The organism is Streptomyces sp. NPDC037290 (assembly GCF_055603245.1).
This window is the reverse complement of record NZ_JBVJVZ010000008.1, coordinates 307,840-328,615: the sequence shown is the minus strand read 5'-3', so window position 1 is coordinate 328,615 and position 20,776 is coordinate 307,840. Positions and strand designations below refer to the sequence as shown.

Genomic DNA, 20,776 nt, shown 5'->3' with positions numbered 1-20,776 from the left:
CGGCCGCGCGGGGTCAGACGAACGCGAGCCGTCGGCTCAGCACCTCGTCGGCGAGCCCATAGGCGACAGCCTCCTCGGCGCTGAGCACCTTGTCCCGGTCCATGTCCGCGCGCAGCGTCGCGACGTCGTGATGCGTGTGCCGGGACAGGACCTCCTCCACCTGCGAACGGATGCGGACCATCTCCTTCGCCGCGAGGCTGAGGTCGGAGACCGTCCCCTGCCGGCCGCCGCTGGCCGGCTGGCCGAGCAGCACGCGCGCGTGCTGGAGGACGAACCGTCGCCCTGGGTCGCCGCCGGCCAGCAGCACCGCCGCCGTCGACGCCGCCTGACCGACGCAGAACGTGGAGATCGGCGCCTGCACGAACGTCATCGTGTCGTAGATCGCCATCAGTGAAGTGAACGATCCACCGGGCGAGTTGAGATAGATCGAGATCTCGTGCTCCGGGTTCGCCGACTCCAGATGGAGGAGTTGCGCGATGACCACATTGGCGACCCCGTCGTCGATCTCGGTGCCGAGGAAGATGATCCGTTCGTTCAGCAGCCGGCTGAAGACGTCGTAGGACCGCTCACCCTGCGCGGTCCGCTCGATGACGTAAGGAACCGTGTACGAGCCCATGTCACAACCCCATCCGTCGGCGCGACGCGGCCGGGCGGACGTCGGCGAGCGACTCCACCACCCGGTCCACGATCCCGTACTCCCTGGCCTGCTCGGCCGTGAACCAGCGGTCCCGGTCGCCGTCGCGCGCGATCGTCTCCTCGCTCTGCCCGGTGTGCTCGGCGGTGATCCGTTCGATGGCCTTCTTGGTGAACTCGAGGTTCTCCGCCTGGATCTCGATGTCCGCGGTGGTGCCACCGATGCCCGCCGAGGGCTGGTGCATCATGATCCGCGCGTTCGGCAGCGCCAGACGCTTGCCGGACGCCCCCACCGTGAGCAGGAACTGGCCCATGCTGGCGGCGAACCCCATCGCCAGCGTCGAGACGTCGTTCGGGATGAGCCGCATGGTGTCGTAGATGGCGAGACCCGCGGTGACCGATCCGCCGGGGCTGTTGATGTACAGGCTGATGTCGGTGCGCGGGTCCTCCGCCGACAGCAGCAGGAGTTGCGCGCACACCCGGTTGGCCGACACGTCGTCGACCTGTGTGCCGAGGAGGACGATCCGCTGGGCGAGCAGTTGGGCCGCGAGATGGTCGTCGAAGCGGCTGGGCGGTGTGTCGCCCTCCTCCGCGCGGGGCGGGGGCGTGGTGAGTGGAGTCATCTGGTCTCCTTGTCGAGGCAGGGATGCCGTCGACTCCACTCTTGACCTCGGGGGATCCCCGGATGCGGTTTCTCTGCCCGCCGCAGATTCGCCACGGGCAGAGAGGTCGGCTCGCCCCTTCTCGTGCGGCTGCCGGAGAACGCCCGTACCGGTCCGCGGAATCCACTCGCTCCCACCCAGCGGCGGACGCCCGGGCCGCTCTGGAGGCTGTGGCGGCCGGCGCGGTCGTCGCATCACGGACCGCGAGCTCGTCGTACCTCGTGGCGACCGGTGCGCTGTGTCACCACGGGCCGGCCGGGGGGCGGGGTCCTCCCCGGTTGAAGTCGTCGTCCGGCTGACTGACAGTGGAAGGCATGAGCCGTCACCGGCGCCCGCGCAGGAGGGCCCCGTGGATCGCGGCCGGTGCTGCCGTGCTCGTCCTCGGCGGCCTCGGCGTCTGGCTGGCGGTGCCGGACGGCGGCACACCCCGACCGCACCCGTCGGCCTCGGGGAACCTGACCCTGCCCACGCCGAAACCGCCACCGTCCCGGACCCCCGCGCCAAAGACGTCCGGCACCTCACGCTCGACACAGCCGGGCACGCCCCCTCCCAGCCCGACACCGACACCGACGGCGACGAAGCGGAACCCGACGGAACCGACCAGCCGGCCGTCCCACCGCCTGACGACGACTGCGCCGCCCTCCGCACCCCCGCCGACCGCCCGGACGTCGCAGGCGCCATCGCGACCCGCCCGGTCCACCTCGCTCCCGCCCCTGGTACGGCCCACACGGACCGCGACGTCACCGGCGCCGACGCCGTCGAGGCCGTCGGTCTCCCCGTCCTCCCCCACTCCCGTGCCCACGGCCGGCGGTACCGGCGCGGCGACCACCACCTGGTACACCTCGCCCGCCGCGGTCGCCGCCGCTCGGCGCATGGCCGCCAAAGGAGCGGTCGGTGACGCCGCCTGCTCGTTGGCCGCCGTGGGCCGGCCCGACCCGGGCCTCGTCCCGCAGGGCATCCGTGTCGGCATCGGGAACTACGGCAGCTACTGGTGTCTGATCTGGTAGCACACCACCCGCCGATCCGACGTGCCTCAGATAAGGGCCGGCTGCGGTTCGGGTTGGTGGGCAGGTGCGGCGTCCGATTCCCACAGTCTGGTGGTCCGTACGAATCCGTAGACCACCGAGGTCATCGCCAGGAGGAGAAGTGGTCCGCATATCCAGGCGTGTTCGGCCATCTTCACCGGGAGATAGCGATAGGACACCAAGAGCACCGCGAAAACCGTTGCCCCGTAAGCGACCAGCAGGACTCCTGACCGGTCCCAGCCGCGGTCCAGCGAGCGCAGCGCTGCCTCGATCGTGAAAGCGAAAACACCGCCGGCGATGAGATCCACGCCGTAGTGGTAGCCGAATCCCAGCGTTGCGCCGAGCGTGGCCATCAGCCAGAACGTACCCGCGGCACGCAGAACTCGTGGGCCCTTGCGCGTGTGAATGAAGATCGCGGTGGCCCATGCCGTGTGCAGACTGGGCATGCAGTTGCGGGGGGTTATCTCGTCGAACGGCACCGGGTGCGGGGTGTGGAGCGGCGGGGGCGTGTGGGGCCACAGGTTGGCCAGCGCCCAGTGCCCGCCGCCGGTGCCGAAGGCGCCGCTACCGTAGGCGAAGACCGGTCCGACCACCGGGAAGACCATGTAGACGGCCGGCCCGATGAGGCCGATGACAAGAAACGTGCGCACCAGGTGGTGGGTCGGGAAGCGGCGCTCGACCGCCACGTTGCGCAGTTGGTACAGCGCGACGACGACCGCGGCTACCGGGAGCTGAACGTAGACGTAGTCGAGAAGATGGGTGCCGATCGGGCCGGTGGCCGCGACGAACCGGCCTACCAGCCACGATGGGTTTCCCAGCGCGTGATCGGCCGTTGCCGCGTACTGGTCGAGCACCGTCGGGCGGGTCTTGGAGGTGATGAGCAGCCAGGCGTCGCCCGTCTTGCGGCCGGTCACCAGCAGCAGGCCCAGCCCGACGCCCTTCAGCAGCAGGAGACGTTCGGCGCCCCTGCGGCGTGTGACAGCGATCACCGCGCAGGCCAGAATCACCCACAACGCGCCGTTGCCGAAGGGGTGGCCGTCGGTCGCCTTGACATCGGCCGCCCACCGGACGAGCCAGAAGATTACGTCGATGCCGATCGCGGCAGCAGCCGCGATGAATCGTTGCCGCCAGGTGAGCACCACCATCGTCAACGCCATACCGGCGTACAACAGCGGCCCCGATTTGGGGGCGAACACCACCTCTCGCGCCTGGTTGGTGAGCGGCCCCGGCAGACCGTAGCCACGCGCGGCGATCTCGAGCGCGATGAGGAAGCCGAGGGCCGCCACACCCGCCGTGGCCCACAGCATCGCCCGTGGCCGGGGCCACCCGGTGAGCCTGATTCTGTTGTTTTTTCGCGAGAACATGCGCGACGCTCTAGATATCAATTTTTCAGCCGATTTGTCAGATTTCAGGGCGACCATTCATAAGTTCGATCATGCTAGCGGAACGGGGCGAACGGGTTCCGGGGTTCCCGACGCCGGCCGGAGAGAGAGAGAGGGGGGTTTGATGGTGCGGCAGGCCCGTCGGGGGCGCGACCACCGATCGCCTGACGCGCGTTCGCTCCGCGGTCGGTGACGAGCTCGTTTCTCGGGCACCGTTCGTTCATGATAACTTCACAGAAACTCGAAGCTTCCCCGACGTAAAACAAGGCTTCCATAGGAGATATCGGAACACTCCATGGGTTGGGGTGGCCCGGTACTTGGGAGCGCATAGTCATGCCCGGCGCCAGCGTTTCGGTGATCATCGCCGCTTACAACGCGATGCCCTATCTGACGCGTTGCATCACTTCGGTCGCCGAGCAGAGCATCGGTCGTGACCGGCTCGAGGTCATCGTCGTCGACGACGGTTCGACGGACGGCACCGCCGCCGAGCTGGACCGGCTGCAGGGCGTCCACCCAGGACTGCTGCGCGTCCTGCACCAGGAGAACTCCGGTGGCCCCTCCGGGCCGCGCAACGCCGGGCTCGACCACGCCACGGGGACGTTCGTGTTCTTCCTGGACGCCGACGACCACCTCGGTCCCGAGGCGCTGGAGCGCATGGTGCGGATGGCCGAGGAGAACGGCACCGACGTCGTGCTCGGCAAGATGGTCGGCGTCGGCGGACGCGGCGCGCCCACGTCGATGTTCCAGCGCAACCAGCCGCGCACCGACGTCTTCTCCTCCCGTGTGTACTGGACGCTCAACCCGATGAAGCTGTTCCGCCGGGAACTGCTCGTGCGGCACGGGCTGCGGTTCCCGACCGACCTGGCCATCGGCGAGGACCAGTTGTTCGTCGGCGCGGCCTATTTGCATGCCTCGGGCATCTCCGTGGTCGCCGACTACGACTGCCTGTACTGGGTGCTGCGTGAGGACGAGGGCAACATCACCCGTCGGCTGAAGGGCTCCGAACGCCGGCTGCGGTTCCTGCCGCGCGTGGTCGATCTGATCCTGGCCAACGTGCCGCCCGGGCCCGGCCGCGACCACCTGGCGCACCGGCACCTGACCGTCGAGGTCCAGCAGATGCTCGCCGACCAGCTCGTCTTCGAGGCCCGCGAGACCCAGGAGAAGATGCTGGACCAACTGGCCGAGACCATCGAGCCGTTGTGGCACGAAGGGATGAACGAGCGGCTCTCGGCCATGGCCCGGCTGCGGCTGCACCTCGTACGCCACCGCATGCTCGACGAACTGCTGGAACTCCTCGACTTCGAGAAGCAGCTCGCGCGGTCGAAGGTGGCCACCCCCGTCCTCGTCGACGGCGGCCGAGCCCTCGCCCGCTACCCGTTCCTGCGGGACCCGGAGCGCGCCGTCCCCGATCTCTGTTACGACGTCACGGCCCAACTCGGCGTCCGCCACCACGTCACCCGCGCCGAACTGCGCGGCACCACCCTGCACCTGGCCGGCCACGGTTACCTCCACCGTGTGGAGACCCAGGACGTCACCACGGAGCTGGTCCTGCGTGAGCGTGACGGCGGCGTCGAGTACCGCCTGCCGGTCACTCACACGGGCACACCGGGACTCGGGGCGGACCAGGACCAGGGCCGCTACACCTACGACCGCGCCGGATTCGAGGCCACCGTCGACATCACCTCCGCAGCCGGCGGCGAACCGCTCGCCGACGGGCTGTGGGACATCTCCCTCGCGGTCGGTGCGCAGGGCCTGTCGAAGGAAGTCAGGATCGGCAGCAAGCGGGCCGCCGAGGTCCCCTCCGCTGCCAGCACGCGCGTGGTCGCGACGGGCCAGGGCCTGCGCGCCGTCACCCTCTACACGACCAGACCGCACGGCAACTTCACCCTCGACCTCGGCGAGAGAAAACACAAGGTGCGGTCCTTGCTGCACCTCGACGACATCCACTGGGCCGTGGACGCACCCACCCGGCTGCAGTTCAGCGGACGATGCGCACTGGCCGAGTACCCGGCCGACGCCCTGGTCCTGGCACTGGGCAACCACGACGGTGACACCGCGGAATTCCCCGCCCACCAGATCACCGGCACCGGAGACTTCCGCGTCACCGTGCCGGTCGACGCCCTTTCCGCGGGAACCTGGACGGGCGAGCTGCGGCTCGGCACGTGGGCCGTCCCGCTGCCCGCGCTCCCCGCGGACCTGACCCCCGCCAAATGGCGGCGCCGAGCACTGCCCTGGTACGCCCGCCGCGCCCCCGGATCCACCCACCGCTTCGCACTGCAGGTCGCAAAGACCGACCTCGTCAAGGCGCTCGTCCAGCGCATCAAGTAGACGGGCTCGCGCCCGGGTGCACCGCGGCCACACGAGTGACAAACTGAAACTCAGCGAACGCACGGACGCACCCGGACCGAGCATGGGCGGCGGTGACACGCTGTGAGTGGGACCGAAGGACGGGCCGGTGGAGCGCGCGGAGAACTGGCCGGGCAGACGGTCGTGGTGGTGGGGGGCAGCGCGGGAATCGGTCTGGAGACCGCACGGCAGGTGCGGGCCGCAGGGGGTGAGCTGGTGCTCGCGGCGCGGAACCCCGAACGGTTGGAGCGGGCGGCGGACGAGCTGAACCCGCTGAGCACGGCCACGTTCGACGCCCAGGACACCCACCGTCTGGAGCGCTTCCTCCGGGAGCTCCCCGGGCAGATCGACCATGTGATGGTCACGGCGGGGAGTCCGTCGTACACGCCCCTCGCCGAGATCGACCTGTCCGAGGCCGCGCAGGACTTCGGTGGGCGTGTCGCGATGGTGCTCGCGGTGGCGCGGGCCGGCCGGGAGAAGGTCAGGGCCGGGGGAACGCTGCTGTTCATCGGCGGCACCGGGGGCAGGCGGCCCGCCGTCGGGATGGCCGTGACGGGTGCCCTCACCGCCGCGTTGCCGGCGCTGACCGCCAGCCTGGCGCTGGAGATCGCCCCGGTCCGGGTCAACCTCATCGCGGCAGGGTTTGTGGACACACCTCTGTCGGCTTCCCTTCTCGGTGACCAACTCGAGGCGCGCCGCGAGCAGTTGAGGAAGTCGCTGCCCATCGGCCGGGTGGTCGGTCCGGGGGACGTCGCCGCCCTCGCGCTGCACATCATGGCCAACGGCGCTCTCACCGGCGCCACCTACGACATCGACGGCGGCCAACAGCTCGTCCCGGTCTGATCACCCGCCGACGGATGGGAAACACACCGGTAGGGTGGCCTGTTGTGGATACGGGGGCAGGACACGACATGGTGGCCGTTCCGCCGGGACGGGTGACGCTGGCGGACCGGCGGACGCAGAGCAGTTGGCCGGTCGAGGTCGCGCCATTTGGGATGTCGGCATGTCCTGTCACTCAGTCGTGGTACGCACAGGTCACCGGTCGGCGGCCGAGCAGCACCCGGGGCGACCGGCTGCCCGTGGAGGGCGTTTCGTGGTGGGACGCGGTCCAGTTCTGCAACGCGCTCTCACGGCGCGAGGGGCTGACACCTGCGTACCTTCTCCGCGCTGACGCCGAGACAGCCGAATGGAACACGTCCGCAGACGGGTACCGGCTGCCGACCGAGGCCGAATGGGAGCACGCCTGCCGTGCCGGTACCACCGGCCCGCGGTACGGCCGGCTCGACGAGGTCGCCTGGTACCAGGGCAACTCGGAGGGGCGGACCCACCCTGTCGGCGGCAAGCAGCCCAACGCGTGGGGCCTGTACGACATGCTCGGCAATGTGTGGGACTGGTGCTGGGACGTCTACGACGCCGAGGTGTACGGCACCTACCGGGTGCTGCGTGGCGGTGGATGGGCCGACGAGCACTGGAGTTGCCGGGCTTCGGTGCGGCGGCGCAGCCATCCGACCTTCCGGATCGACGACGTGGGATTCCGCGTCGCGCGCTCCACACCGCGGTGACAGCGCTTTCACAGACGGTGACCGACAGGCCACGGCCATGCGGCTGGTGTGGGGGTCGGAGCTCCGGGGGTACTCGGCTCCAGCAGCAGACCGACACAACGGAGGCACACGGATGAGCACAGTCAAGGAAACGGTGGAAGTCGACGTGCCGGTCCACACCGCCTACAACCAGTGGACGCAGTTCGAGAGGTTCCCGGACTTCATGGAAGGCGTGGAGGAGGTCAGGCAACTGGACGATCGCCACAACCACTGGACCACCAAGATCGGTGGAGTCCGGCGCGAGTTCGACACCGAGATCGTCGATCAGCTTCCCGACGAACGCATCACCTGGCGCACCACCACCGGCGACACGACCCAGAAGGGCACGGTCCGCTTCCAGCGCGTGGACGACATGCACACCAGGGTGGAACTCGTCATGGATGTCGAACCCAGCGGCGCCGCGGAGAAGGTCGCGGACCTGGTCGGGACGCTCGACCGGCGCGTCAAGGGCGACATGAAGCGCTTCAAGCAGTACATCGAACAGCGCGGAGAAGAGTCCGGAGGGTGGCGCGGCCGCATCAGGCCCGGCGGCTAGCGGGCAGGCGGGTCATCTCACGCGCGAGAGCGGCTGACTTCCGGTCAAACGCTGGCCGACGCGCCGAGATGGTCTTCCCCTCGCCGGTCACGTCAGGTGATGCTCTGCTTACCGGGGGAGATCAGTAGCCGCCAACCCACGGAGGAAGAGACGATGCCTCTCGGAACAATCGCCGTGTACAACAGGGCGGACGGCCTGGGCATCATCACCGATGAGGACGGCGAGAAGCGCCCGTTCTCCGGCATGGAGACGCAGACCACCCGCGAGGGTCAGCGAGTGGTCTTCGATGTGGTCGGGCACAAGGCCACAAACGTGATCGCCGTCCGGTGACCGACCCGCTCACCTGCGCCCCGCCCCGGCAATCGGGAGCGGGGCGCGCTGCTGTTCCCACGCCTCCTCGCATCCGGCTTCCCTGCTCCTTGCGGGAATGTGCGGAGGCTCGTGAGGTGGCGACGAGCAAGGCGTACACCTCGGGCAGTTCGGCGTCCCCCCTGACGGCACCGGCGCGTTGGGCACGCTGGAGCAGGGCGCCCACGGCGCGCTGCGGCCGTCCGCCGCCCGAGTGCGCGGACAACTCGACGCACTTGTCACAGCCGTGCACGACACAGACCGGCCAACCCGGACAACTGGGCATGACCATCCCATGCATTGATATGTCATATGATCACTGGGTGCGCCTCGGGGTGTGCCCGAGGCGTGGGAAGCCTCGACGGCGGGCTCCTCCAAGCTGCCCTCCCCCGCGGTGTCACACCGACCGAACCACCACGGGGAGCAATGAAGCACCGCCTCATTCTCAGACTGGCCGCCCTGACCACGGCGCTCACGGTCCTCCTGACCGCCGGAGCGACCACCGCCTCGGCGGCGACCGCGGCAATCACGGCAGCCGCGAAGAAACCGAAGACCACCTGCGACAACACGCCGTTGGACAAACGGCTGACCTGCCTCGCGGAACTCGGCCGCGTCTCCATCTACGGAATCCCGGTACTGCTCATCGTGGCCCACGGCACGCACGCCGCCGTGGACGAGCACCGGGACGACGCGTTCTTGCAGGCGGACGTCGAAAAGCACGTCAACCAGTACGTGAACCTCCTGGAGGCCAAGGCGCTCCTCCTGCAGAGCGACAAGCTGTCACCTGAGGCCAAGGCCAAGATCAAGAACCTGGAGGATCAGGCCGAGAAGAAGCTGCGCGAGATCAGCCTGGACCTCGGTCACGGCATCGAGACGGCGGTCGCTCTCGGCCGCGCGGTCTATTACGGCACTCTGGCAGTCAACGCCATCGCGGACTTCATCACGGATCCGGAACTGAAGAAATCCCTTGACGACATCAACAAGGGTTTCGACCGGATGAACCGCGGCCTCAACACGATGAACTCCGGGGCGGCGGAGGTCAACAAGGCCCTGCAGGAGATGAACAAGGGCATCGACAAGGCCAATGCCGGCATGAAGAAGGCGAACGAGGGAATCGCCGAGGCGAACCGGGGAATGACGGAGCTCAACAAGGCGGTTCCGCAGATCGCGGAGGCCGCCCAGAAGCTCCGCGAGCTTCCCGCGCTCGGCAAGTTCGACTTCTCCAAGGCCCTGAAGGACTTCGGCAAGGGCGGCTCTCCGCTCGACGACCCGGCCTCGCAGGCCGTCACCTCCGCGCTGCTGGACCTGTTGCCGGGCATCGGTGACGGCAAGGGCATCGTCGAGGCGATCACCGGTAAGGGCACCGTCACCGGCGAGAAGCTGGGCGTGACCGACCGCCTGCTCGGCTCGGTGATCCTGCTGCGCTGGATGAAGGCGGGCAAGGGAATCATCAAGGCCGAGGAACTCACCAAGGCCATGAAGGCCGAGAAGGCCACCGGTAAGATCGACGGCTGGCTCTCACGCAAGGCCTACGACAAGGTTCCGCCGTCGCTGAAGGAATTCGAGACGGTCAACAACAAGGGCATCGGCTACCGCTGGAACGACGGAAAGGGCAACGGCGTCCGCATCGACCAGGGCGACAAGAACAACTCGCAGGTCTACCAGCAGGTCGACCACGTCGTCATCAACTCGGGCGGCAAGGTCATCGGCCGCGACGGAAAGCCGATCAGCGGCTCCATCAAGCAGAATGCGCGGGCCGCCCACATTCCTCTGGACGAATGGCTGAAGTGGAAGGCATGGAACAAGCCGTGACCGCACGACGTGACATCACGCTTCCCGAGATGCGCTCCGAGATCCTCGAATCCGTACGCGCCCTCGCGGACCCGGAGTACCAGCGGCGCGTGTGGATCGAGCGCCAGTACCCGTCGCCGGACTACTACGACGACCTGACCCTCACCGTCAACATCCTCTACGACGACACCACCGTCCTCGCCGACCCACAGGCCGCGCTCGGCCGGACCCTGTCCAGCCAGGCGGAAGTGGAGGTCATGAGCAGCCTGGCGGACGTGCTGACCCGCGCACTGGACGAGGTGGGCCGCGACCAGCCGGACGAGCGGTTTGTGGCCTCCGCCGCCTGGCCGTCCGTCGTCGAGGCCGCATCGGCCGCCTTGGAGGTGCTGATGGCCGGCGACCAGCCACCGCCCTCACCGGCCGGACGATGATGAGCCGGCCGGTCCCGACGTCCGGGGAGACGTGCTGCGCGGTCCGGGCACCGGCGGCGTGCTGCTGGGCCCGGCAGGCCGGTTCAGGTCAGCATCTCCAGCAGTAGCGCAGCCACGACCGTGAGCACCGCGACCGGCAGTATGACCACGCGCAGCCGGACCAGCCGGCCGGTGAGGTCGTGGCCCGCACCGGCCGACGCGTACCGCTGGTCGCCGTACCCGAACAGGGCCCGGCACCAGCGGCAGTCCCCTCCCCTGTCGTCCGGACTGGAGGCATCGCCCGGCCGAGCGAAGACCACACTGTCTCCGTTCTCCATCGCAGCGCTCATGCCGGATCAACGACGCACCCCGGCGCCGGGCCACCGTCAGGAGTCGGCTCGTGATCCCTCCGCCGCAGGATCGTGACCCGGACAGGGAGATGAGTCGGCCGCGGGAGGGACAGCACGTACGCGGTGTGTCACAGCTTGGCGCCGAAGTCCTGCGTCCACCAGGGGCCGCCCGTGCCCTTGTGCACGCCCACGCCGATGTCCTTGAAGGAGCAGTTGAGGATGTTCGCCCGGTGGCCCGGGCTGTTCATCCACGACTGCATGACCGATGCGGCGGTCTGCTGGCCCTGAGCGATGTTCTCGCCGTATGTGGACCACCGGTAGCCGGCGGCGGTGATGCGCTGGCCGGGGTCGGCACCGTCCGGGTTGGTGTGGTCGAAGAAGTGGCGGGCGGCCATGTCGTCGGAGTGTCCCTGGGCGGCCTTTTGCAGTTGCGGATCCTCGGCGAGCGGACTGCACCCTGCCTTCGCCCGCTCTTTGTTCACCAGAGCAACCACCTGATCGACCGTGCCGGCCGGCGCCGCGGAACCCTGCGGTGTGTTCGCTGGGACCGGAGCCGGACGCACGGACTGCCGGGGAGTGGGCCTGGGTTTCCTGGCGGGGCTCGGTGTCCTGGCGGGACGCGGCTTCTTCGTCTCCGCCGCGGACGGCGAGGGAGAGGGCGACGGTGACGCCGTTCCGGGGCCGGGCGTGGAGAGGTCCAGGGCGGGGGCGGCTGCCCTTCGTTCGGCGTCCCCCCGGTCGGCGCCGGTGCCGGAGTCCGTACCGAAGTACCACAGGCCCCCTCCGGCGACGCAGGCCGCGATGACCGCGCCGCCGACGGCGCGGCGCCGGATGCGCCGGCGCCGGCGGGACCGGCTGCGCGCGCCCGCGGCCCTGCCCGGTGCACCGCGTCGTCCGGTGTCCGGAAGCGATCCGGTGCCACCAGCGGCGGCATCCAGCGGTCCGGCAGAACCGGTCGGTACGAGCCTGCCCGCGGCGGAGAACACTCTGGCCGACAGCGCGGACGACACCGCGACCAGCGCCAGACCGGCCAGCAGGCCCTCCGCCGGCATCAGTCCGCTCCACAGTCCGCTGCAGCGGGTGCAGGCGCGCGCGTGCCGGGCTATTCGCTTGCGCCACAGAGCCGAGGGTCTGCCGTCCCAGGAGGCCAGCACGACACGCAGTTCCTCGCACAGCGGCCGTGCGTCGAGTGCGCGTACCACCACCCGGGCCGCCTCGAGTTGCGCCTTCATCCGCTGTACCCGGACCGCTGTGTGCTGCGGCGACAGGTCGAGAGCCGCGGCGACCTCGGCCCGGGTGAGCTCGCCGGCGCACTCCAGCCACCACAGTGACAGCAGGCCCCGGTCGTCCGGCTCCAGCCAGCGCGTCGCCTGCGCGGTCTCCTGGCGCTGTCCGGTGAGCTGCATCTGGACCACGGTCAGGTCGACGAAGTCGGCACCGGGATCGGCCAGGTCCTCGGCCTCCTCCACGGCGCCGGGGGCGGAGCGCCGATTCTCCCAGTGCACCCTGACCTGGTTCATCGCGATGGCCACCAGCCAGGACCGGAAGCGCTCGGGACTACGCAGCCCGCCCAGCCCGTCCAGGGCGCGCAGCATGGTCTCCTGCACCACGTCGTCGACATCCACGGAACCGTTCAGAGCCCGGCCCACGATGTTGTAGACCAGCGGGAGGTACGCGTTGACCAGAGCGTCCTGAGCCCGCGTGTCGCCCTCTCGGGCGGCCGTGACCAGTACCGCCGTCTCCGCCGCGTCCTGCGTGCTCATCAATGTCTTCCCATCTTCGATGCCGAACGATTGTGTCCGATACCTGGGAGACCGCTTGACGCGCCTCGGATAACAGTTCTTCGGAAGTGAGTTCTGGTCGGTCGACCTTCGTCGATCAGTCGTATCCGGCGCCGTGCCCGTGATCGGGGAGTTTGCGCTCGTCAGCGGTGTCTCGATGGTGCACTGTGGAAGACGTGGATGTCCGCCGGGCCGGTGCCGGTGTGCGACAGCCGTGGCAGTCGAGCCAGGCGCTGTTGGTGATCCCCATCGTGCTCATCCTCGTCATCACTGCGGCGGACCAGCTGGTCCCGGCCGACGTCCATCTCGGTCCGCTGCTGGTCATCGCCCCGGCGATCACCGTCTCGTTCGCCGGCCCCTGGCTGACCGGACTGATCGGGTTCCTGAGCGTGGGGGCGCAGGCGTACATCGGCTGGCACTTCGGCGTGCTGTTCTCGCGCAACGTACTGGTGCAGATCCTCGCCCTGGCCGTTCTCTCGGCCCTGACCGTGTTCTACTGCGTGATGCGCGAGCGTCGCACGCGCCAGCTGGCGCAGGTGCGCATGGTCGCCGAGGCCGCGCAGCACGTTCTGCTGTGGCCGCTTCCGGAGCAGATCGGTTCGATGAGGATCGCCTGTCTGTACCTGGCCGCCGAGGCTGAGGCGCAGATCGGCGGTGACCTGTACGCCGCGACGCCCACCGACAGCGGCGTACGCGTCATGATCGGCGACGTGCGCGGAAAGGGCCTGTCCGCCATCGGTGAGGCAGCGCTCCTCATCGGAGCCTTCCGCGAAGCCGCCCATCACCACACCTCCCTGCCCGCGCTGGCCACCGCTCTGGAGCGCAGTGTGGCCCGCAACCTGCCCGAGCTCGAACCCGACGAGGAACTCGGTGAGCGGTTCGCCACCGTGATGCTGGTCGAGATCCCTGACGAGGGTCCTGTCATCCGCATACTCAGCTGCGGCCATCCCCCGCCCCTTCTGCTCAGTCCCGGCAGCGCTCTCGCCGTACCGGTGCATCCGGCCCCTCCGCTCGGGATCCACGGGGCGGTGCCCGGGGACTACACCGTCGATGTGTTCTCCTTCGAACCCGGTGACACCCTGCTGCTCTACACGGACGGCGTCATCGAGGCCCGGGATGCCGGCGGCGTCTTCTACCCGCTCACGGCGCGGGCCGGCCAGTGGGCCGGGGCCAGCCCGGAGAAGCTGGTGCACCACATCCGCCGCGATCTGCTCGACCATGCCGGGGGACGCCTCGACGACGACGCCGCGCTCATCGCGCTGTCCCGCACGCCCAGCCCGCACCGGACCCATCGCCATGGGCCGGGCCTCCATGTCGGCGGCTTCGGTCATGGCGCCAGATCGGTCCCCGGCTGAGCAGCGAGCCCATATGTGCAGGAGGGAACGCGATGCGAGAGGCGTACCACGAGGAACTGGCCGCGCTCAGTGACGGGCTGGTGGAGATGGCCCGGCTGGCGGGGTCGGCGATCGGCCGTGCCACCGCCGCGCTGCTCGACGCCGATCTGCAGCTTGCCGAGGGTGTCATCGAGACCGACGTGAGGGTCGACGACCTGCAGAGGGATCTGGAGGACCGGGCGATCGCCCTGCTGGCCCGGCAGCAGCCCGTCGCCACGGACCTGCGCACGGTGGTCACCTCGTTGCGGATGAGCGCGGATCTGGAGCGGTCCGGGGACCTGGCCCGGCATGTGGCGCAGCTGGCCAGGCTGCGGTACCCGCGGCCCGCCGTACCGGACGACCTGCACCGGACGATTCTGGAAATGGGCCAGCTCGCGCAGCGCCTGATGGCGCAGGCCGCCGAAGTTCTCCTCACCAGGGACGTCGATGCGGCGCTGCAGCTGGAGCAGGACGACGACCGCATGGACGAGCTGCACCGTATGATCTTCCGGCACCTGATGGACGACCGGTGGCAGCACGGGGTGGAGACCGCCGTCGACGTCACGCTGGTGGGCCGCTATTACGAACGCTTCGCCGACCACGCCGTCTCGGTCGCCCGGCGCATGGTGTTCCTGGTCACCGGCGAACGCGCGGACGAGTACGCCACCGACCCGTACCGCGCTCCCTAGTCGGGCCGTCCCAGGGACGAGCCGGGCGCCCTCCGCGGGGTCGATGTCCCCCTGCCGGGCCCGCCTCCGGCGTGCGGTGGGCGGCGGCCGGGCGGACAATGGCTGACGGCGGGGTGCCGCTTCCTGCCCACCGCAGGTGCGCATCCTGCCGGTTCTCATCACCGGCGCGTACGGATCCGCGTCTCACGCCCCCCGCAGCCCGCCCGGACGTCGCGCTCGCCTCCGTCCGCGCGTGACGCGCGTGAGCAGGGGTGTTCGACCATGGGCGGTATCAACGGACCAGCTCTGGAAAGTCTGCGCAGGGCACTGCGTGCCCCCGTCCTCGCTCCGGGAGATCCCGGCTACGACCGGGCCCGCGGCATCTACAACGCCATGATCGACCGGCGTCCGGCGGCGATCGCCGGGTGCGTCGACGTGGCGGACGTACGGACCGTGCTCTCCTTCGCCCGGGACACCGGGGTGGACCTGGCGGTACGGGGAGGCGGCCACAGTGGTCCGGGGCTCTGCCTGGTCGACGACGCCCTGACGCTCGACCTGTCGCCGATGCGCTGGGTGCACGTCGACCCGGCGACCGGGACCGCACGGGTGGGCGGCGGAAGTCAGCTGGGCGACCTCGACCACGCGGCGCACACCTTCGGTCTCGCCACGCCGGCCGGGATCGTGTCGACCACCGGCGTAGGCGGTCTCACCCTCGGCGGCGGACACGGGCACCTGACCCGCAGATACGGCCTGACCATCGACAACCTGCTGGCAGCCGACGTCGTGCTCGCCGACGGCACGTTCGTCACCGCGTCGGAGAACGACCACCCCGACCTGTTCTGGGCCCTGCGGGGCGGCGGCGGCAACTTCGGTGTGGTCACCTCCTTCACCTTCCGGATGCACCCCGTGGACGTCGTGGGCGTCGCGCTGACCCTCTGGCCCGTGGACCGTACCCGCGAAGTACTCCGGTGGTACCGGGAGTTCCTGCCCGCCGCGCCCGAGGACCTCAGCGGCTTCTTCGCCCTGCTGACCGTTCCGCCCGGGCCGCCCTTCCCCGAGCCGGTCCACGGGCGGAAGGTGTGCGGCGTGGTGTGGTGCTACACCGGGGACCTGGAAGGGGACCGCCTGGAGAAGGTGCTCTCCGTGGTGGACGCGCCGGGGCCGCCCGCCTTCCACTTCACCACCCCCATGCCCTACCCCGCCCTGCAGAGCATGTTCGACGAGCTGCTCCCGACGGGGCTGCAGTGGTACTGGCGCGGCGACTTCTTCGACGCCATCTCCGACGACGCCGTCGCGGTCCATGAGAAGTACGGCCAGAACCTCCCCACCGCCCTGTCCACGATGCACCTGTACCCGGTCGACGGAGCCACCCGGCGTACCGACGCCGACGACACCGCGTGGGCCTACCGGCACGCCGTGTGGTCGGGTGTCGTCGCCGGCATCGACCCCGAACCGGCCAACGCCGGGCTGGTCCGCCAGTGGTGCGTCGACTACTGGACCGACCTGCACCCGCATTCCATGGGCGGCGCCTACATCAACTTCCTGGGTGAGCAGGAGAGCACCGATCGCGTCCACGGCACGTACCGCGGCCACTACGACCGACTTGCCGCGATCAAGCACACCTACGACCCCGGCAACTTCTTCCGCGCCAACCAGAACATCCCGCCCGCCACAGCGTGAGCAGGGCGGTGGCGAGCGGCCGAAAGCCGACGGCGCGTGGCTGACACCGTCGGCGACGGTGCGTCAGCATGAGCTGCATGTCCGAGAAGCTGAGCACCCCGCGCCGGATCGCCGACGAGCACGTCGCGCAGGTCGCCGCCCTCGACCCGATGATCGCGACTCGACTCGGCCTGCATCCCGAGGACGACCGGCAGCCGGATCTGTCTCCGCAGGGCTTCGAGGCGCTCGCCGAGCTGGCCCGGCGGACGCTGTCCACGCTCGACGCCACCGAGCGGAACGCCGAGAAGCACGGCGTGGTGTTCGAGGACGCCGAGCGGAACTGCGCCCGGCTGATGCGGGAGCGGCTGACCACGGAACTCGCCCTGCACGAGGCGGGTGACCACTTCCGTGAGCTGCGCAACGTCAACTCGCCGCTGCACAAGGTGCGCAGCATCTTCACCCTCATGCCCACCGACACCGACGAGCACTGGGCGGCGGTCGCCGGGCGGCTGCGGAACCTGCCCGGCGCGCTGGACGGCTACCGGGCGACCCTGACCGAAGGCATCGCCCGCGGGCTGCTGTGCGCGCCCCGCCAGGCCCGGGCCGTCGCCGGGCAGCTCGATGCCTGGACCGGCCGGGACGCCGGTGGCGCGAGCTGGTTCGCCACGTTCGTGGCCGGTGGCCCGGATCGGCTCAGGACCGAACTGGACGCCGCCGCCGAGCGGGCGACGACCGCGGTGGACGGCTTCCGCGACTGGCTGCGCGACACCTACCTGCCCGCCGCCGACGGCACCCCGGACGCCGTCGGCCGCGAGCGCTACCTGCGCTCGGCCCGCTGGGCCAACGGCGCCGGTGTGGATCCGGCCGAGGCGTACGCCTGGGGCTGGGAGGAGTTCCACCGGGCGGTCGCGGAGATGCGGGCCGAGGCGGCCCGGATCCTTCCGGGTGCGGGAGTCCGGGAGACCATGGACCACCTGAACCGGCAGGGGCATGCCGTCGTGGGCGAGGACAACATCCGCGCCTGGCTCCAGGAGATCATGGACGAGGCGATCGACGCCCTCGACGGCACCCACTTCGACATCTCAGGCCCGCTGCGCCGGGTCGAGACGAGGATCGCGCCTCCGGGCAGTTCCGGCGCCCCCTACTACACCGGTCCCAGCCTTGACTTCAGTCGCCCCGGCCGCGCCTACCTGCCCACCTTGGGCCAACAGACCTTTCCCACGTGGGAGATCGTCAGCACCTGGTACCACGAGGGCGTCCCCGGGCACCACTTGCAGACGGCCTGGTGGACCGCGGCCGCGGACCGCCTCAGCCCCTACCAGATCACCCTGGGCGCGGTCAGTGCCAACAAGGAAGGCTGGGCCCTGTACGCCGAGCGGCTGATGGACGAACTGGGCTTCTTCGCCGACCCCGCCCGGCGCCTCGGCTATCTCGACAAGCAGATGCTCCGTATCATCCGCGTGATCATCGACATCGGCATGCACCTGGAACTGGTCATCCCCGACGACTCCGGCTTCCATCCCGGCGAACGCTGGACCCCGGGCCTCGCCACCGCGTTCATGGCCGCCCACCACGGCAGCGACACCGCCCGCCGGGCCAGCGAGATCGACCGATACCTCGGCTGGCCCGGCCAGGCCATCGGCTACAAGCTGGGCGAGCGCGCCTGGCTGCAGGGCCGGGAGGCCGCGCGCCGCCGCCTCGGCACCGGTTTCGACCTGCGGACCTGGCACATGAACGCGCTCACCCAGGGCTCACTCGGCCTCGCCGACCTGGCCGACGGCCTCGCGCTGCTGTAGCGGCCTCTCCCGGAGGCTGCCGAGCGCCGCAGGCCCGTGCCGTCGGCGGGGTGCCGGTCGCCGCGTGCGCCGGGCACGTCACCCGTTCGGCCGGCTGGAGTAGGATCATGCGGTCGACCTCGACGGAGCCTCCATGCCCGACACCGCCCCGCTGCGGCACGCCTTCGCCCGCGCCCAGGACGGCACCGCACTGGCCTACCAGCAGCAGGGCCACGGGCCGCCGCTGGTACTCCTCGCCGGACAGGCCAACAACCACCACTGGTGGGACGCCGTCCGCACGGACTTCCATGCCACGCACAGCACGATCACCCTGGACTACCGGGGCACCGGAGCCAGCGACAAGCCCCACGGCGACTACTCCACCCGGCAGTTCTCGGACGACGTGATCGCCGTTCTCGACGAGCTGGGCCTGGAACGGGCCGACGTCTACGGCACGTCCATGGGCGGCCGGGTCGCGCAATGGGTGGCCGCCGGCCATCCGCACCGGGTGCGGCGGCTCGTCCTCGGCTGCACCTCCCCCGGCGGGACGCACGCCGTCGAACGGGACGCCTCGGTGCGGCGGGCGCTGGCCCAGCCGGATCCGGACGCCGTACGCCAGGCCCTGCTCGACCTGATGTACTCCCCCGCCTGGCGCGCCGGCCACCCCGGCCCCTACACCACCCTCGGCGACGCCGGCATGCCCCCGCACGCCCGACGCGGCCACCTGCTGGCCAGCGACCAGCACGACGCATGGGACGCGTTGCCCGCCGTCACGGCCCCCACGCTGGTCCTCCACGGCGACCACGACCGCCTCGCCCCGGTGGACAACCTCCGCCTGCTCGCCGCCCGCATCCCCGACGCGCGCACACATGTCTTCGCGGGGGCACGCCACGCCTACTTCGAGGAGTTCCGTACGGCGGCGAGCGCGATCGTCACGGCATTCCTCGAGGGCCGGGTACCACCCGAGGCGCCCGAGGTGTAGGCGCTGCCGGCCCCGGCGGCCTCCGCCGGACACGCCCGGCGACGCGTACATCGGGACGAGTCGGGACATGATGGACGTACTGACGCATTCCCCGAAAGGGTGAGGAGGAGTACGGCATGGCCGGGTCGGGCTCTGGCGGTACCCAGGATGCCGCGGGCGGCAAGGCGCGGTTCGACGACATCTACGACCGGCCGGATCCCCGCGCCTACTTCAGGCGGCTGGCGCCGCTGGAGTACGAGATCCCCCATCACGCCCAGCCGGTCTTCCGGCAGGTCGCTGCCGAGCGGGCCGCGTACGACGACGGCCGGTCCTCCAGGCCCGCGGTCCTGGACGTGTGCTGTTCGTACGGGATCAACGCCGCGCTGCTCAACCACGACGTGACGCTCGCGGACATGTATGAGCGGTACACCTCACCCGCCTGCCAGGCGATGTCGACGGCGGAACTGGAAGCGCGGGACAAGGAGTTCTACGCCGAACGGCGCCGGCCCGACGCCGTTCCCGCCTTCGGGCTGGACGTCGCGGCACCCGCCGTGCGCTACGCGCTCGAGGTGGGGCTCCTGGACGCCGCGTTCAGCGACGACCTCGAACACGGTGCACCGAGCCCTCGGCTCACCCGCGCGCTCGCCGAGGTCGGCCTGATCACGCTGACCGGCGGCGGCAGCTACATCACCGCCCGAACGTTCACGGCCCTGCTGGACGCCGCCCGCAGACCGGTGTGGGTCAGCGCATTCGTGCTGCGGACGGTGTCGTACCGCCCGGTGATCCGGACCTTGGCCGCACACGGTCTCAGCACCACCGCCGACGGGAGCCGCACCTATCCGCAGCGCCGCTTCACCGACGAGCGGGAACGGCGGTACGCGATCGAGGCGGTACGGGCGCTGGGCGGCGACCCCGCGGGCCGCGAGGAGGACGGTCGTTTCCACAGCCAGTACTACGAGTCCCGGCCCGGCTGACGATCCGAGGACGCCCCCGGCGTCGAGCCGGCGCGCCGGTCACGGCGGCTGTGGCCCGGTGACCTCGACGCGGGCCGGACGCAGCAGCTGGTCACCCAGCCGGTAGCCGGACCGCAGGATCTGCGTGCAGATCAGCTGGTCGGCGGCCGGGAGGACGTGGTGGGCCATGGCCTCGTGCACCGTGGGGTCGAAGGGTTCACCCTCCCGGCCGAACGCTTCGAGCCCCAGAGATCCCAGTTGGTTCCGGAGGGTGTCGGTGATGTCCTGCAGGCCCCGGGTCATGGGTTCGTGGGCACAGGTGCGGTCGACGGCGTCCAGGGCGGGCAGGAGGGCGCGCACGACGTTCGCCACGGCGATCTCGCGCATGGCCATGCGGTCCCGGCGTACGCGCTTGCGGTAGTTGTCGTACTCGGCCTTCACCCGCTGCAGGTCGTCCGTGCGCTCCTGAAGAAGACGCTGCAGCCGGGTGGGGTCCATGTCCTGCAGCCGGCCCTCCTCCATC

General features: G+C 70.1%; 21 protein-coding genes and 1 pseudogene. 14 read left to right on the top strand and 8 right to left on the bottom strand.

What is annotated here, in order from left to right; translation table 11 throughout:
- Positions 1-13: 13 nt before the first annotated feature.
- The 3 genes from ACZ7HQ_RS27555 to ACZ7HQ_RS27545 all read right to left on the bottom strand — a co-directional run bounded on the left by ACZ7HQ_RS27555 (position 14) and on the right by ACZ7HQ_RS27545 (position 2,169).
- Positions 14-616, bottom strand: coding sequence for a ClpP family protease (locus tag ACZ7HQ_RS27555; RefSeq protein ID WP_470995139.1), 603 nt, complete (start codon positions 614-616; stop codon positions 14-16).
- 1 nt (position 617) lies between these two features.
- Positions 618-1,256 (bottom strand): ATP-dependent Clp protease proteolytic subunit, encoded by a 639-nt coding sequence (locus ACZ7HQ_RS27550; RefSeq protein WP_470995136.1) that lies wholly within the window; start codon positions 1,254-1,256, stop codon positions 618-620.
- 361 nt (positions 1,257-1,617) lie between these two features.
- The gene (locus ACZ7HQ_RS27545) at positions 1,618-2,169 is read right to left on the bottom strand and encodes a hypothetical protein (RefSeq protein ID WP_470995133.1); all 552 of its coding nucleotides are present in this window, start codon (positions 2,167-2,169) and stop codon (positions 1,618-1,620) included.
- On the opposite strand from ACZ7HQ_RS27545, the gene ACZ7HQ_RS27540 reads away from it, so the two are divergent.
- Positions 2,168-2,302 carry a hypothetical protein gene (locus tag ACZ7HQ_RS27540; protein WP_470995131.1) on the top strand — a complete coding sequence of 45 codons (135 nt, stop codon included), beginning with the start codon at positions 2,168-2,170 and terminating at the stop codon, positions 2,300-2,302. The two genes, ACZ7HQ_RS27545 and ACZ7HQ_RS27540, sit on opposite strands and share 2 nt — an antisense overlap.
- Before the next feature lie 26 nt (positions 2,303-2,328).
- Here ACZ7HQ_RS27540 and ACZ7HQ_RS27535 read toward each other — a convergent pair whose 3' ends face one another.
- Entirely contained in the window at positions 2,329-3,684 is a 1,356-nt protein-coding gene (locus ACZ7HQ_RS27535; RefSeq protein ID WP_470995325.1) for a phosphatase PAP2 family protein, read from the bottom strand.
- 351 nt (positions 3,685-4,035) lie between these two features.
- Between ACZ7HQ_RS27535 and ACZ7HQ_RS27530 the strand changes: the two genes are divergently transcribed.
- The 5 genes from ACZ7HQ_RS27530 (at position 4,036) to ACZ7HQ_RS27510 (ending at position 8,514) form a co-directional block, all read left to right on the top strand.
- Positions 4,036-6,030 carry a glycosyltransferase gene (locus tag ACZ7HQ_RS27530; protein ID WP_470995129.1) on the top strand — a complete coding sequence of 665 codons (1,995 nt, stop codon included), beginning with the start codon at positions 4,036-4,038 and terminating at the stop codon, positions 6,028-6,030.
- Positions 6,031-6,132: 102 nt separating this feature from the next.
- Positions 6,133-6,891 carry an SDR family oxidoreductase gene (locus ACZ7HQ_RS27525; protein ID WP_470995126.1) on the top strand — a complete coding sequence of 253 codons (759 nt, stop codon included), beginning with the start codon at positions 6,133-6,135 and terminating at the stop codon, positions 6,889-6,891.
- A 68-nt stretch (positions 6,892-6,959) separates the two neighbouring features.
- Positions 6,960-7,610 carry a formylglycine-generating enzyme family protein gene (locus ACZ7HQ_RS27520; protein WP_470995124.1) on the top strand — a complete coding sequence of 217 codons (651 nt, stop codon included), beginning with the start codon at positions 6,960-6,962 and terminating at the stop codon, positions 7,608-7,610.
- Between the two features lie 112 nt (positions 7,611-7,722).
- A complete protein-coding gene (locus ACZ7HQ_RS27515; RefSeq protein WP_470995121.1) occupies positions 7,723-8,184 on the top strand; it encodes an SRPBCC family protein in 462 nt (153 codons plus the stop codon).
- Between the two features lie 153 nt (positions 8,185-8,337).
- Positions 8,338-8,514 carry a cold-shock protein gene (locus ACZ7HQ_RS27510; protein WP_470995118.1) on the top strand — a complete coding sequence of 59 codons (177 nt, stop codon included), beginning with the start codon at positions 8,338-8,340 and terminating at the stop codon, positions 8,512-8,514.
- A gap of 136 nt (positions 8,515-8,650) precedes the next feature.
- Here the strand turns inward: ACZ7HQ_RS27510 and ACZ7HQ_RS27505 are convergent.
- Positions 8,651-8,818 (bottom strand): annotated as a pseudogene (locus tag ACZ7HQ_RS27505) (hypothetical protein); the annotation flags it as partial.
- 140 nt (positions 8,819-8,958) lie between these two features.
- Here ACZ7HQ_RS27505 and ACZ7HQ_RS27500 point away from each other — a divergent pair.
- Both ACZ7HQ_RS27500 and ACZ7HQ_RS27495 read left to right on the top strand, forming a co-directional pair.
- Complete coding sequence (locus tag ACZ7HQ_RS27500; protein WP_470995115.1) at positions 8,959-10,344, top strand: pre-toxin TG domain-containing protein; 1,386 nt, start codon at positions 8,959-8,961, stop codon at positions 10,342-10,344.
- A complete protein-coding gene (locus ACZ7HQ_RS27495) occupies positions 10,341-10,754 on the top strand; it encodes an SCO4402 family protein (protein ID WP_470995112.1) in 414 nt (137 codons plus the stop codon). The genes ACZ7HQ_RS27500 and ACZ7HQ_RS27495 overlap by 4 nt, the downstream gene beginning before the upstream one ends.
- An 83-nt stretch (positions 10,755-10,837) precedes the next feature.
- On the opposite strand, the gene ACZ7HQ_RS27490 is transcribed toward ACZ7HQ_RS27495, so the two are convergent.
- Both ACZ7HQ_RS27490 and ACZ7HQ_RS27485 read right to left on the bottom strand, forming a co-directional pair.
- Entirely contained in the window at positions 10,838-11,071 is a 234-nt protein-coding gene (locus tag ACZ7HQ_RS27490; protein ID WP_470995109.1) for a hypothetical protein, read from the bottom strand.
- A gap of 140 nt (positions 11,072-11,211) precedes the next feature.
- On the bottom strand, positions 11,212-12,846 hold the full coding sequence (locus tag ACZ7HQ_RS27485) for a sigma-70 family RNA polymerase sigma factor (protein WP_470995106.1): 1,635 nt from the start codon (positions 12,844-12,846) through the stop codon (positions 11,212-11,214).
- 194 nt (positions 12,847-13,040) lie between these two features.
- Here ACZ7HQ_RS27485 and ACZ7HQ_RS27480 point away from each other — a divergent pair, with 194 nt between their 5' ends.
- From ACZ7HQ_RS27480 to ACZ7HQ_RS27455, 6 genes are all read left to right on the top strand, one after another.
- Positions 13,041-14,219: a PP2C family protein-serine/threonine phosphatase gene (locus tag ACZ7HQ_RS27480; protein ID WP_470995103.1), complete on the top strand. Its 1,179-nt coding sequence runs from the start codon at positions 13,041-13,043 to the stop codon at positions 14,217-14,219.
- 32 nt (positions 14,220-14,251) lie between these two features.
- Complete coding sequence (gene phoU, locus ACZ7HQ_RS27475) at positions 14,252-14,926, top strand: phosphate signaling complex protein PhoU (RefSeq protein WP_470995100.1); 675 nt, start codon at positions 14,252-14,254, stop codon at positions 14,924-14,926.
- A 261-nt stretch (positions 14,927-15,187) separates the two neighbouring features.
- The gene (locus ACZ7HQ_RS27470) at positions 15,188-16,585 is read left to right on the top strand and encodes an FAD-binding oxidoreductase (RefSeq protein ID WP_470995098.1); all 1,398 of its coding nucleotides are present in this window, start codon (positions 15,188-15,190) and stop codon (positions 16,583-16,585) included.
- A gap of 77 nt (positions 16,586-16,662) precedes the next feature.
- The gene (locus tag ACZ7HQ_RS27465) at positions 16,663-18,360 is read left to right on the top strand and encodes a DUF885 domain-containing protein (protein WP_470995095.1); all 1,698 of its coding nucleotides are present in this window, start codon (positions 16,663-16,665) and stop codon (positions 18,358-18,360) included.
- Positions 18,361-18,493: 133 nt separating this feature from the next.
- Positions 18,494-19,321 carry an alpha/beta fold hydrolase gene (locus ACZ7HQ_RS27460; protein ID WP_470995092.1) on the top strand — a complete coding sequence of 276 codons (828 nt, stop codon included), beginning with the start codon at positions 18,494-18,496 and terminating at the stop codon, positions 19,319-19,321.
- A gap of 116 nt (positions 19,322-19,437) precedes the next feature.
- Positions 19,438-20,274, top strand: a complete 837-nt coding sequence (locus tag ACZ7HQ_RS27455; RefSeq protein WP_470995089.1) for a hypothetical protein — start codon at positions 19,438-19,440, stop codon at positions 20,272-20,274.
- Between the two features lie 39 nt (positions 20,275-20,313).
- Here ACZ7HQ_RS27455 and grpE read toward each other — a convergent pair whose 3' ends face one another.
- Positions 20,314-20,775, bottom strand: coding sequence for a nucleotide exchange factor GrpE (gene grpE, locus ACZ7HQ_RS27450; RefSeq protein WP_470995086.1), 462 nt, complete (start codon positions 20,773-20,775; stop codon positions 20,314-20,316).
- Position 20,776 lies beyond the last annotated feature (1 nt).